Source organism: Paenibacillus sp. Y301, assembly GCF_059445505.1.
Genome location: NZ_JCAIUL010000011.1, coordinates 56,794 through 70,659, shown reverse-complemented (window position 1 = coordinate 70,659; position 13,866 = coordinate 56,794). Strand labels below are relative to the sequence as shown.

The 13,866-nt window shown below is 40.5% G+C and carries 12 protein-coding genes and 1 pseudogene; 2 read left to right on the top strand and 11 right to left on the bottom strand.

Annotation, left to right across the window (positions count from 1 at the left end; genetic code table 11):
* Positions 1 to 195: 195 nt before the first annotated feature.
* The 8 genes from AC1D69_RS18275 to AC1D69_RS18240 all read right to left on the bottom strand — a co-directional run bounded on the left by AC1D69_RS18275 (position 196) and on the right by AC1D69_RS18240 (position 9,927).
* Positions 196 to 588 carry a hypothetical protein gene (locus AC1D69_RS18275; protein WP_495457582.1) on the bottom strand — a complete coding sequence of 131 codons (393 nt, stop codon included), beginning with the start codon at positions 586 to 588 and terminating at the stop codon, positions 196 to 198.
* A gap of 187 nt (positions 589 to 775) precedes the next feature.
* Positions 776 to 2,365, bottom strand: a complete 1,590-nt coding sequence (locus AC1D69_RS18270) for an RCC1 domain-containing protein (RefSeq protein ID WP_495457581.1) — start codon at positions 2,363 to 2,365, stop codon at positions 776 to 778.
* Between the two features lie 44 nt (positions 2,366 to 2,409).
* Positions 2,410 to 4,506, bottom strand: coding sequence for an exosporium glycoprotein BclB-related protein (locus tag AC1D69_RS18265; protein ID WP_495457580.1), 2,097 nt, complete (start codon positions 4,504 to 4,506; stop codon positions 2,410 to 2,412).
* A 25-nt stretch (positions 4,507 to 4,531) separates the two neighbouring features.
* A complete protein-coding gene (locus tag AC1D69_RS18260; RefSeq protein ID WP_495457579.1) occupies positions 4,532 to 6,367 on the bottom strand; it encodes a glycosyltransferase in 1,836 nt (611 codons plus the stop codon).
* A gap of 273 nt (positions 6,368 to 6,640) precedes the next feature.
* A complete protein-coding gene (locus AC1D69_RS18255) occupies positions 6,641 to 7,393 on the bottom strand; it encodes an amino acid ABC transporter ATP-binding protein (protein WP_495457578.1) in 753 nt (250 codons plus the stop codon).
* 13 nt (positions 7,394 to 7,406) lie between these two features.
* A complete protein-coding gene (locus AC1D69_RS18250; protein ID WP_495457577.1) occupies positions 7,407 to 8,075 on the bottom strand; it encodes an amino acid ABC transporter permease in 669 nt (222 codons plus the stop codon).
* A gap of 52 nt (positions 8,076 to 8,127) precedes the next feature.
* The gene (locus AC1D69_RS18245) at positions 8,128 to 8,946 is read right to left on the bottom strand and encodes an amino acid ABC transporter substrate-binding protein (RefSeq protein WP_495457576.1); all 819 of its coding nucleotides are present in this window, start codon (positions 8,944 to 8,946) and stop codon (positions 8,128 to 8,130) included.
* Between the two features lie 30 nt (positions 8,947 to 8,976).
* Positions 8,977 to 9,927, bottom strand: a complete 951-nt coding sequence (locus AC1D69_RS18240) for a helix-turn-helix transcriptional regulator (protein ID WP_495457575.1) — start codon at positions 9,925 to 9,927, stop codon at positions 8,977 to 8,979.
* Between the two features lie 77 nt (positions 9,928 to 10,004).
* Between AC1D69_RS18240 and AC1D69_RS18235 the strand changes: the two genes are divergently transcribed.
* Both AC1D69_RS18235 and AC1D69_RS18230 read left to right on the top strand, forming a co-directional pair.
* Positions 10,005 to 10,535, top strand: a complete 531-nt coding sequence (locus tag AC1D69_RS18235; protein ID WP_495457574.1) for a dihydrofolate reductase family protein — start codon at positions 10,005 to 10,007, stop codon at positions 10,533 to 10,535.
* A 221-nt stretch (positions 10,536 to 10,756) separates the two neighbouring features.
* On the top strand, positions 10,757 to 11,521 hold the full coding sequence (locus AC1D69_RS18230) for a class I SAM-dependent methyltransferase (protein WP_495457573.1): 765 nt from the start codon (positions 10,757 to 10,759) through the stop codon (positions 11,519 to 11,521).
* A gap of 146 nt (positions 11,522 to 11,667) precedes the next feature.
* On the opposite strand, the pseudogene AC1D69_RS18225 reads toward AC1D69_RS18230, so the two are convergent.
* The 3 genes and pseudogenes from AC1D69_RS18225 to AC1D69_RS18215 all read right to left on the bottom strand — a co-directional run.
* Positions 11,668 to 11,997: pseudogene (locus tag AC1D69_RS18225) on the bottom strand (GNAT family N-acetyltransferase); the annotation flags it as partial.
* Positions 11,998 to 12,104: 107 nt separating this feature from the next.
* A complete protein-coding gene (locus AC1D69_RS18220; RefSeq protein ID WP_495457664.1) occupies positions 12,105 to 12,929 on the bottom strand; it encodes a Cof-type HAD-IIB family hydrolase in 825 nt (274 codons plus the stop codon).
* A 209-nt stretch (positions 12,930 to 13,138) separates the two neighbouring features.
* Complete coding sequence (locus AC1D69_RS18215) at positions 13,139 to 13,816, bottom strand: class I SAM-dependent methyltransferase (protein ID WP_495457572.1); 678 nt, start codon at positions 13,814 to 13,816, stop codon at positions 13,139 to 13,141.
* Positions 13,817 to 13,866 lie beyond the last annotated feature (50 nt).

Genomic DNA, 13,866 nt, shown 5'->3' with positions numbered 1-13,866 from the left:
CTAAATTTGACATACGGATATAAATGTTGGCTTAGTCTTAATCAAGCTATTGCTTACATTCAAAAATCGAAGCCTAGTTAACCGTTCCAACTCGAGTGGTAATTCTTCAATCCCCGTGTAACTAATGTTTAAACACTCTAATTGCTTCAACCTACCTATTTCAGGGGGAATGCGATTTAATAATAAATCGTACTTTTAGGTATACATACCGCATACTTCCTCATGAGCAATGGTGTAAAGATAGTCCGCTCCATTTGAATCCCAAAAACATAGATCCTCCAGCATATTCGGTTGTAACCAGTCGTATAAGCCATTAACTGCTTCCTTCAACACACTTCCAGCATCCTTACAGCACCGATATTTATAGTAAGTACCTTCGAAATAGTTGGACCCACTCTTTCTCTGCATTTCCTCCATCGTACATTGTTCTATTAAAAAAGGCTCTAATTTACGCATCAACTCAACGTATCGTTTTCTATTTTCTGTGGCGGGATCCATCTCTGAAAGGACGAATTTATCTGTACGTTCAACCACAAAATCTATGAGAAGTTTGTAGGCTTCCCCTTTGGGATCTGTGTAGAATCTCATTTAATGTGATACCTCCGGACATCTGTTTTCTCCAATATGTACGACATGACACCTTGATTAAGAAGCGATCTATATTAAAAACGCTTGCCAGTGTATTTAGTTTGATGAAACCATGAATTATCGTTATCATCCCTCGTTATTTAAAAAATCAAAAAAAGGACAGCGATTACTCGCTGTCCTTTTAAAATTATTCAGTCTTTTTTTTTAAGGACAAGTCTCCGACTTGAGGTACAACCTTCACTTCTTGTGGATTGATAGAATCATGTTCAGTACCATTTCCCAATAGCCCAAATCCATTCCATCCCCAAGTAAAGATTGTATCATTACTACTTACCACACTATTGCTCATATACCCAGCTGAGATGGAGCTGATTGAATCATGTATAACTGACTTCGTTGGGAGTAATCTTGTAGTAGTTGAACCGTCACCGATTTGACCATACCCATTGAACCCCCATGCCCATACCGTACCATCACTTTGAAGAGCCATACTATGAACACCTCCAGCAGAGATCTGAGTGATATCATTTAGCGTGGGAACCTGTATAGGAGATGAATGATTCGTCAAGGTTCCACTCCCAAGTTCCCCATAACTATTATCTCCCCATGTCCATACCGTACCATCCTTTTTTAGCGCAATACTGTGGAAGATTCCACCTGATAGAGCCTTAACGTCATTTAATCCTAGAATCTGTAATGGTGTCACATGGTTCTCTGTCGTGCCATCACCTAATTGAGCATATCCATTAGATCCCCACGCATACGCCGATCCATCACTTTTAACTGCCATACTGTGAAAGTCTCCACCAGAAATAGACGTTATGGAGTCCAGACCCACTACTTGTACAGGAGTTAAGCGATTGATAGTCGTTCCATCGCCAAGTTGACCATAGATATTTGAACCCCATGCCCATACGGTTCCATCCCTTTTTAAAGCTAAGGAATGTTGTCTGCCTGCTTGTATTGCTATAATATCGGTTAACTCTACAACTTGAGTAGGAACAAGCGAATTCTTAACGGTACCGTCACCTAATTCCCCTTCCGTATTTGCACCCCAAGCCCACACTGTGCCATCCTCTTTAAGGGCTAGAGAATGATTCTGTCCCACAGAAGTAGCTATAACCGAACTCATTTGGAGCGTTTGTACAGGAACGAAGCTATAATCGGAACTCCCATCTCCTAAATTCCCTTCCGTATTATTACCCCACGCCCAAAGCGTACCATCTCTCTTGATCGCTAAAGTATGCATCGAATGAAAGCTTCCCATCGAGATTGTTGTTCCAATCTGAAGATCCTCTTCCTTTAAGAATACAGTAACCGAATTACTCGCTTCTGATTCATTTCCTACAGCATCTACGGCTTTCACAGAAAAAGTATAAGATCTTCCAGCCGTTAATTCCGTCATGTTCACCGAATACGTCGCGGAGGATACCGTTGTTACTAAATTTGAGTACGTTGCTGATGTAACACTCGTGATCACCGGAATCTCCTCATACACTTGGTAACGGCTTACTCCGATATTATCTGTTGCTGGTGTCCATTCAAGGCGTATACTGTCTGTCATATTCCGAGTCCATGACAATGTGGGTGCGCTGGGTGATTCCAGATCAGATAATTCTAGGTTGTCTTGGTCCGCACTATTGATCAATGCTTCATCGTTTAATTCGATAAGTGTGTCTAATAAAGCTGAACTCCCTTGTGCTTGAGTAGTTGTCAGGAGGGGAGAGAATAATTGAATTGTTGTGAAACATATAACAAGTAGCCATTTTTTCTTCATAATAGTTACAGTCCTCCGTAAATTTGAGATCTTAATTTATGACTTCACTCAATTGTAACGCCTGCACTGGCGTAGCCACTTACTGTATTTAACAGAGTTAAACCCGTAGCCGTTGATGAGAAAACTAACATTAGGCGGTCACCAGCTGCTACAGGTATGTTTAAGATTGGCGATGTCCCTGATGTAACAGAACCAATTGATAGAACCCCTGTTAGTGGTGGCAAGTCTACAGATGCACCTGAGATAGGATTAAATATATTGGAATTAGATGTTGATTTATATAATTGCGCATGGATGGTTAAAGTTGTCCCTATCATCGCCATAGCAGTGGTATTGCTAAAAAAGCCCGAAATACCCGTAATACTCCCATTACGTGGAACTACAAACGCATAATTAATAACCGCTGAAGGTGACCCTGTAATATCAATGCTTCCACCAACAGCAGTAAGTGAACTGTTCGAGCTTCCATTACCAAGTACACCTACACTACCAGGTAACCCTCCCATTATAGTAGTCATAGTGATAGGTGACCCAGAAGAAAACGGAAGAATACTGCCTGCCCCTCCACCAGTTCCAGCTGGGCCTGCTGGGCCTACTGGACCTGTAGCTCCTTGAATTCCTTGGATTCCTTGCGGTCCTGTAACACCTGTTGCTCCTGTTGCACCTATCGCTCCTGTAGCACCAGAAGGTCCTGTGACCCCTTGAATTCCTTGAATCCCTTGCGTTCCTTGTGGTCCTACTGCACCCGTAGCTCCCGAGTTCCCCTGAATACCCTGTGCTCCTGTTGCTCCTGTAGGACCTATAGCTCCCGTGACTCCTTGAAGTCCTTGGATCCCTTGCGCTCCTGTTGCTCCAACTGCACCATCAACACCATTCGCTCCAGCCGCTGCTAGAACTGTATAATCGGAGGAACTACCTGGCGTACCGGATGGCGATGTTTTGTTCACTACATATGTGCTGTTATTGTAAGTTACAACTTGATTCACCAAATAGCCTGATGAGGCCACAAGATCAAATGTAAGTATCCCATTTAAACCTGCTCCAGCAGGACCTGCTGGCCCAGTTGCTCCCGTTGCTCCTGTGGCACCTGTGGCTCCAGAAGCACCTGTTGATCCTGTAGCACCTGTTGAACCTGAATCACCTTTGTCTCCTTTAACACCTGGAATTACGATTTCACCTATTGGAGTTGCTGTTACTTCAACGAAATAAGCAATGCCCCCAGAATATACCAAAGTGACTGCTTGTCCTATTTCTATAGCTGTACCAATCCCATTCTGACCGTAAACAAAAGAATCAGAATTTAGTTGAAGTTGTTTAGTCTCTCCACCGTTGTTTGATACGGTAATACTATCAGAGGTAATCTTTAAGACCGTTCCGCGTACCACCCGGTCTTTTAGATTACTAGCATATTGTTCTGCATTTCCCAGTATACTTGCCATCTGAGACCGAGTCATTGAATCTTTTGGTTTAAAGTTGTTGTCTGGATACCCACTAATGATGCCTAATTTAACAGCAGCATTAACATACCCCACATTGGATTGTGAGATGAACACATTATCACTGAAGGATGAACTGCTATTGCTCAATGTTAGAGCTTCGTTCTCTTTACCTAATGTACGAATAAGAATCTTTGTAATCCACTCGCGGCTTGCTGCTGTCTTGCCCCATGAAGCAACCGGTGTCCCGATCTCTTCACCAATAACTACTAGTTTCTTATCGATCGCCAGTGAGAGCCAATCTTGAGCCCAATCATCCACTTGTAGACTTAACTTGGCCGTATTTGTAGGTGGGCCCTCTATACCAAGTAGACGGATCATCATAACTACAGCTTCTTGTTGACTTACGGGACTGTTGGGATTGAAAAGACCCATTTTGTCCCCTTCAACAATTCCCAAAGCAGCCGCTTTTGTTATATTTTTATAAGCCCATGAACTCGGATTAACATCTGAGAACTTCGAGGTTGCTGCGCTGGCAACGCCCACTCCAAAAGACTGTAGACCCGTAAGACTACCTGATAATTGAGTTACTAATAGAAATGCCAACATGGTTTTAGCAATAGGTTGCTTCTTATCATTCGCATGTATGTAATTCCTATATTTCTTCAAAGCTCGTTCTTGTTTTTTTACATTCTTATGGTTCAAAATAGAAACCTCCAATGAATTTATATTAGTTACTCATCTCTTCACGATAAACATTCATACTTGTAAAATAGTGTCGATTCGCCAAAACAATATTATTTGTCGGAACATATCCTGCTGCAATTTCGTTATGACGACTAGCCTCTTCATATTGAGCCAACCGATCGTAACATAGACATAATTGCAGATGAGGTATCCAAGTCCAATAGTCATGCATCTGAAGCGTCCCTTGATCAATAGGCCGACCTATTTCTGTTGCCTGTCTGTACCACGGAATTGCCCCCTCATAGTCCTCTTCGTATATAAAGTAGCTGCCGATTCTACAACAATTCTCTGCCCTCGGATAAGAATATGCGAAAGATAATAGAATCTTATCCTTAGCTTCACTTGTGCGTCCAAGAGCATGCAAAGCATCCGCCGCACGCCCACAAGCCACAATCTTGTCTTCGACCCAGCCCGTAGAACTCTCTAGAAATAACTCGTACACTTTAACTGCCCGTTCCCATAGTTTATGATCTGACAATTCGTTGCCATAGTAATACAGATCCCGTGCAGTGAACCGGACCCCCTCGTTCTCTCGTTGCTCATAAATGGATAGATTTCGTTGAACATTCGTATGTTCACGCTTATGTGTTATCGAAATATCAGAATGAAGGATTTGACCATGAACCTCTAGATATTCGTGAACAGCTCCAATCCACTGGAATCCTTTGTCCCGTTTCACAAGGCGATTTCTCCGAAGACTCGAAGTTACATTATTATCTGTATCTAAACCTAGATTGTAATGCATAGATACTGCGTCTATATCCCACTTTAAAGCGTTAACAAGTTTGTAGAAATTCGTAGCATCCTCAGGCAGCATAATATCATCTGCATCCATCCACAAAATGAACTCCTTAGTTGCCAGACTAAAAGCATAATTGCGTGCTTTGCCGAAATCATTGACCCATTCGAAATCGTATACTTGATCGGTATAACGAGTAGCAATTTCCTTCGTACGATCATCCGAGCCAGTATCGATAATGATGATCTCATGAACGACATCACATATGCTTAAGAGACAACGATCTAACGTTTGTTCCTCGTTCTTGACGATCATACAGAGGCTTACCGTTATTGGATATTCCCATTGATCCAACGCGTCTGTAAGATCCATTCCCCATTTCTCGAATGCTCTCTTTTTATTCGTATGCAACTGCTTAACATACCCTTGTGGATCATTATGTACCTCTAGTTGTGTAGCCGTATGAACGAAACAATCTTCAGAAATATAGAGACTATAACCTTGTTGAAGTGCACGATAACAAATATCGTCATCCTCATAGGTCTCCAGACCAAATCGTTCATCGAATCCTCTCAGTTCTGTGAACGTTTCTTTACGTATTACAAAGAGCTGACTAAGTATCCTCGTCACTTTTCTTGTTTCTCCTGCTCTAGTAAGAGTCATAGCATGAGCTACCCTATCAAATTGTTGTAACGATTCACAGGTATAGGGAACTCTTTGACTGCCACTAACATCATTGGACATCGGTCCAACCATACCTGCATCACTATGCTTAGCCAAACAGGACAACAAGCAGGTTAACCAGCGTTCTGACACACTAACATAATCACGAAGAAAGACAATAATATCACCAGTTGTCGCCCTTGCTCCAGCGTTATATCCTGATGCTACACCGATAGGATTATGAGCTGTTATCGTTCGAATTGTACATTGCTGTTCTAGCCACTCTCCCATAAAAGTTCCACCACCATCATTGACGACTATCAATTCATAAGAACAGTCAGTAAAACGTTCAATGCGGTTGAGGCATTCTTTTAAGAACTCAATATGTTGAGCTAACACAACAATACTTACCTTCATGTCTCCCCTCCATTACGACATCGAATCTCACACATGTCCTATATGTATCTATGATATTTATCATACTCTAACACATTATTTGTCATTTTTGGAGTATTATTTTGGTAATTATTGTTCCTTTTACACGTTTTTTGACTGAACATTTCTATTGTTTATAACTATAATTCTATTTTTTGACGAATTTAACTGTACACCTCATAAACTTGCAACTCAAAAAACTCCAAAAACCACAGTTCATCGTGGTTATCGGAGTTCGATATTTCATGTTAGCAGTTAATCCGCTTCACCACTCAGCCGGTTGAGAAATTGCATTGCACGTTGGCTTTTCGGATGCACAAGGACGTCCTGCGGTGGTCCTTCTTCTACGACATGACCATCTTCCAATAATATAATCTGATCTGCGACATCTGCCGCAAACTTCATTTCATGGGTAACAATAACCATCGTCATCCCTTCCGCTGCCAATTGTTTAATCACCTTCAACACTTCTCCTACTAATTCAGGGTCAAGTGCCGATGTGGGTTCATCGAACAGCAGTACCTCTGGTTCAACTGCCATCGCTCGAGCAATCCCTACGCGTTGCTGTTGCCCACCGGACAACTGATGCGGATAGTAGTCCGACCTATCAGCAAGCCCCACCTTATCTAGAAGAACCAACGCACGTTTGCGTGCTTCTTCTTTCGATCGTTTCTGTACCGTGATCTGTCCTTCCATCACGTTACCTAACGCGGTCATGTGTGGAAATAGGTTATATGATTGGAAGACCATGCCTGTTTTTCTGCGGAAAGCTACAATGTTGTTTTGTGAAATTTTCCTCGAATCTACAAAATTCAACTTTGTATCCCCAAGCGATATACTCCCACGATCGGGAATCTCTAGCAAGTTAAAGCAACGTAATAGTGTGGTTTTTCCTGAACCTGAGGGACCTATAATGACAAGTACTTTACCCTCTTCTAGCTTTACATCAATCCCCTTTAATACGGCAATCGTGCCAAAAGATTTATGTAAATCAAGGATCTCAATCATGGGTTCTCCTCCTTTAACTCGCAGAGTATCTAGACAACCGTCTCTCAAGGTAGTTCTGTAGTGTAGACAGAACCGTGCAGAATAGTAGATAGATGACACCAACTTCACAATACAGTAGAAGTGGCTCGTACGTTGTAGCTACGATCTGCTGTGACGTTCTGAACAATTCCATATACGTGATACTTGCTGCAAGTGATGTGTCTTTAACCAACCCAATGAACGTGTTAGCTAGAGGTGGGACGGATACTCTCGTAGCTTGTGGTAATATAACTCTCCGCAGTGCCTGACCCCTTGTCATACCGACAGAGAATGCAGCTTCCCATTGCCCTTTGGGTATGGATTGAATAGCAGCACGCACAATCTCTGAGGAATAGGCACCAACACTAAGCGAGAATCCAATGATAGCTGCTGTTAATGGTTCCAATGTAATCCCAATGGCAGGTAATCCGTAAAAAATAATAAATAACTGTACAAGTAGCGGAGTCCCTCGGATGACCCATACATAGAACCGAAAGATTAACTTAGGGATCGTCCATGTGGAAATACGAACAAGCGCGGTTAGAACAGCCAGTAATAACCCAATGACAAATGAAATCAATGTTAAGGGAATGGTAAAAGCCACCCCCGCTTTAAGCAGAGGTAGCAGTGAATCCATGATGATTTGTATTTGACGTTCATCCATTGTCAGACATCCTTCTTGGATCTTTTGGCATAAGATAGCCTTAGTCCCTCTATTATTTAGAAACGTCCGCTCCAAAATACTTCTCAGAAATGTTTAAATACGTCCCGTCATTTTTCATGTCCGTTAGCGCTTGATTGACCGCTTGGACAAGTTCATCATTCCCTTTTAGAAATAATGCGGCGCTTTGAGATCCATCGGCTACTTCATCGACCTGCTTGATTTTCACGTTCGGTTTTTGTTTTTTTAAATCTAGAAATGATAAGCTGTCATTAATCGTCGCATCAATACGTCCTGAGCTCAATAAATCAACGGCTTGATTAAACCCATCTACAGCCACAATTTCTGCACCATTCTCACGGGCAATCTCGGAGAGGTTACTAGTCAGTGATTGACCCGACTTTTTCCCTTTCAAATCAGCAAACGACTTAATGTCCGTATTATTTGAACTTACAATTAATGATGCCCTCGAAACAATATAAGGATCGGAGAAATCATATTTGACTTTGCGATCATCTGTAATGGACACCTCGTTAAAAATCACATGAAACCGCTGAGCGTCCATACCTGCAATAAGCCCGTCCCATTGTGTTTCAATAAATTCAGGTGTAACGCCCATACGTTTCGTTATTTCCCTTGCAACTTCTACATCGAATCCCGTGAGATCTCCATTTGCATCATGATAAGTGAACGGCGCATAAGTACCTTCAGTACCGATACTAAGCTTTCCACTTGCTTTAACGGCATCCAGACTGTTATGTTCAGTTGGTTCCTCCGTGTTTGGGGTACCGTTATTTTTATTGGTATTGTTTCCACATGCTACGACTAGGATCATGGTCAGTGAAAGTAGAAGCATCATCGTCCATTTCTTCATTGTTATTATGTTCTCTCCTTAATAAGCTGCTTAGCCTTTGTATTGAGCCAAAATTCCTGATGCCATCTCACACATTCTGTTGACAGCTTCCTTTGGTCTTATGATCTTGGCATCTTGATGTAATGTGAAAAAATATTCCGTTAAATGGTTAAGGTCAGTCTCAGGAACAACAAATTCTACGTAGCCAATTCCGTTATCGTACACATGTATATGTTTTTCTAGAAATTCATTATCCCGGCATTTCATTACACCTTGTCGCGTTAATTCAACATGAAACTGAATTGTAGAATCATAACATTCATTCCCTTGATTCTTTAACCACTCTTTTAACGTCGGTAGATGTAGACTCTCCAAGTTCGAATGGTCAAATTTCATGTCACTAATTCGATCTACACGTAAAGTAATGATTGTACCTTTATTAACATCATATGCTAGGGCATACCACAATCCTTTTGATGTATACAAACCAATGGGAATTAGCTTTTTCACAGAATGTTGGTTCATTGATTGATAACCTATGATTATAGTGTCCTTTTTTCGAGAATGTATAAATATTTCTTTTAAAAAATGATTCTCAAAATGGCGATTTGGTGTAAGAAATACAATGTATTCGCTTAAATCAGTCATTTCGTTTCTGAACTTAACTTCTGTCTGATTCATCAATTTATTCAAAACATTATGATAATCGGCATGAAAAGGTAGTCCTTTTATATTTTCAATAGATTGGTAAGCAAAAAAAATGCTGAAGACTTCATCATGAGTAAAGGAAATGGGAGGTAATAATTTATTAGGCATTACTCTGTATCCACCACCTCTGCCTGCTTCTGAGTTAATGGGTAGACCCAGTTCAGATAACTCCGCAACGTACCGTTGAACCGTTCTTTCTGAAATGTTAAATTGCACGGCGATATCCTTTGCATTAAACACTTTTGCTTGATTTATATATAGCCATACCGCATTTAATTGCTGAAATTTATTCATAAGCCCTCCATATTAAACGTCAATTATTGTCGTGATTAGATTTTATAATGATTTTAATACAATAACAAGGAGTGGTCATGATGGTGAAAGAACAACAAATAAGTGTGTATGTCGCAGCTAGTTTAGATGGTTTTATTGCAACGAATGAGGGGAATGTCGAGTGGTTATACGCTATTGAAGGAGATGGAGATAACGGTTACGGACACTATTATTCGGGAATCGATGCGGTGATCATGGGCAGAAGTACGTATGAGAGTATCGTAAGCTTTGACGAACCTTTTCCCTATAGTGGTAAGGATTGTTATGTATATACCAATAGCCCCAATGGTAGTGATCCGAATGTAACCTTTATAGATGGCACTGTGCAAGATATGATACTTTCTCTTTCCTCTATGTCTTATAAAAAAATATGGATCGTCGGTGGTGGTCTATTGATTTCTGAGCTAATGAATATGAATTGTGTTACTGAACTTATTGTAAATATTACACCTGTCATCCTAGGAAGTGGTATCCCATTATTTACGGGAATAAAAGATTTTCAATCATTAAATCTAGTCAACACAACTCGATATGGACAGTTCATAGAACTCCATTATGATTTTAAATAGATTTCACTAAAGGAAAATGAGCCTCTAGGACGAATTAAATATTGTGTAAGAATATTGTTGAGGAAGCATGGTGAACAGAGGATGAGATTCAAATTCGGTAACTGCTCGGTGCAGTTGATAACATCTGATAACAGATTGTACCGAGCTAAGTGAAGTAGTTATCAGTCAACTGCACCTCATCACAGGAATTTACCACAACAATGTGAAATGGGGATGACAGTATGAGTATGAACATCAATGATTTAAATAAATTTTGGAAATCGGAAGAACAAATGACTTTCAAGGGCTGGGATTTCTCTTATATCTCACAACGAACGACAGCTCAAGATCCACCTTGGGATTATAAAAAAATCGTTACCACCTATATGAATCCATCCACAACGATGTTAGACATGGGTACAGGTGGTGGAGAGTTTCTAGTCTCTCTTGCTCCACCAGCAGGTTCAACATTCGCCACTGAGGGGTATCCTCCTAATGTTGAACTTTGCCAGAACACACTACCACGTCATGGGATTGAAGTTAGACAGGTTTTTCAGGATGAGGAATTACCTTTTGAGGATTCTTTCTTTGATCTAGTCATTAATAGACATGAGTCGTTTTCTTCCAAGGAAGTATTCCGAATATTGAAACCTGGAGGAATGTTTATTACTCAACAAGTTGGCGGGCGCAATAACCGAGAGCTCTCCAAGTTCCTGTTGGGAAATGATTCAAACATTGTTCATGCAGAATTCAATCTTGAAGGAACGATGAATGATTTAATCAGTGCTGGATTTACAATTTTGGATGCAAGAGAATGTTTCCTATCTCATCAATTCCAGGATATTGGTGCATTAGTCTACTACGCGAAGATCATCGAATGGGAATTTCCTGATTTCTCAGTGGAAAGATGTTTTAATCAACTATGTCTGCTACAAGATAAAATGGAACGCGATGGTTTCGTTCAGAGTAATAATCATCGATTTCTCATCAAAGGTATCAAATCGTAAGTTGCGATTCGGCTTAACATCTGAATACCATATTCACTAAAAAGAACCAGTCAATACACGGAAGTAACGTGTAAGACTGGTTCTTTTAACATATTGTTGGAGTATACTATTCATTTACTTGTTAAGTTAGCAACTTTAAGGACGCATCATGAATCTGAAGTTATCGCAAATCGTTCATGGTCTTCCCATACACCGTTAATTTTCAGATATGTTTTGGCTAATCCCTCATGCCGAAACCCTGCCTTTTCTAATACTCGAATGGAACGCAAATTCCTTGGCATGACTCCCGCTTCAACACGATGTAAGCCGATCACTTCAAAGGCCTCTTTCAAACATAATGAGACTGCAGCTGTCGCGTAACCTTTCCCGTTATGTTGTTGATCGATGGAATAACCCAAATATGCATTTTGAAAAGGACCTCGTGCAATACCTGTTAATGCAATTCTTCCGATAACTTCATCGGTCTCTTTAAGAAATCACGATTTCTTATTTTCAAATCTAGAAGAGAGCTAGCATCTTTCATCTCAAGTTGTCTTAGATATATGTCATAACTCAAATAATATCAGACCTTTCAAGATTAGAATTATTTCGTGCGTACAATCTCGTTCAGAATAAACTTCTCAACGACTTTCGCAACGCCATCTTCCATGTTCGTATCGGTGATATAATTAGCAATTTCTTTAATATCGTCAGGTGCATTTCCCATGGCGACACCAAGTCCAGCGAATTCAATCATCGCTTGGTCATTGTAACTGTCTCCCATAGCAATAACCTCTGCTTGTTGAATATCCAGCTTCTTAATCAGATGATGTAAGCTCGTCCCTTTATCAACACCCGCTTCTGTGAACTCTAAGAAATAGGGCTTTGAACGTACGACATTCAACTTACCTTCAAGTTGTTGTTGCATTTTCTTTTCCAAGATAACCAATCTTTCTGGTGCCCCTACCATTAACACCTTTACAACGGGTTCTTGAATAGCATCGATGAAATCATCTGCTTCTATAATGTGCATACCTGTAATTTGACCTTCAATATCCGTATACTCATTGTTTGCTGGTGTGACGATATCATCCCCGATATAGGTGTGAATCCCAACCTCTTCTTTTTTACTTATATGGTATAGCTCATGCACCGTTTCAGGTGTTAGTGTGCTACTGAATAATTGTTCGTTGGTGGTGCAGTTAATAATTTTGGCGCCGTTAAAAGATAGAATAAAACTTCCGAATTTCTCAAGCTCCAATTCTTCAGCAATATGCGTCATTGCAAATGTAGGGCGACCTGATGCTAGAACAACTTTAACTCCTGCCTCTTGTGCGTCCATCAAAGCTTTCTTCGTGCGTGGTGATATTGTATGATCATCGCATAGTAACGTATCGTCTAAATCAAGTACGATCATTTTATAGTTCATCATTCTACGTCCCTTCCTATAAATCTAGTATGAGTGCAAGGTGTATATCGCTATATAAAAGGAAATCTACTATGGACTCCCCCACAATCAATCATTTATGTTATAGAGTGTAATATGTTGATGCCTAGCACTGCCTTAATGATATCACTAATTGGCTTCTTACGTCTCTCAAAGTTTCAAGTTCGTCCGCAAATGGCGACTTCAATGGGTTACTTCAAAGAGTAAAAAACAGCAAATTCATTATATTTATAAATACAATCCGTTTCTGTAAATCCAGCTTCGCGCAACCACTTAAGCTGATCCTTGACGGAAGCGTTCTTATCTAACTTCCTACGTTCTATTGCGGATGCAACCACTTCATTAGATAGTCCACTCTGGCCAATAGTATGCTCCCACTCCTCTTTATAACGATTATCGAAAAAAGAAGAAGTCCCCGCGGTCTGATCCGCATTAACAAAAACTCCACCCTCTGTTAAGAGATCATGTATGGAATGGAAAAGAGCGCTTTTATCATGATGTGATAAATGATGAATGGCTAGTGATGAAATGACAGCATCATACTTCTGCCCAGCGAAATCAAAGTTCACAAAATCACCTGTGAGATACTTAACATTCGGATCTCCATTGAACCTTATTCGTGCTCCTTTCAACATTTCTTCACTTAGATCAACTAATGTCATTTGTGCTGCTGGGTATTTCTGTCGAACATAGGAGGAGAACAGACCTGTTCCTGCACCTAAATCTAAGATTCTTGGAGCTGCCATCTGGACATCAACCCAAGCAATAGCCGTTCCATAGAAATCATCGAAACAAGGAATTAATTGACGGCGTTGAAGGTCATAACTTTGGGCTACAGCATCAAATTGTTTCTTTACTAAGTCGCTCATCTCACATATCACCTTTCTTTTTAACAAATAGTTAAAACTTCATAGTCATT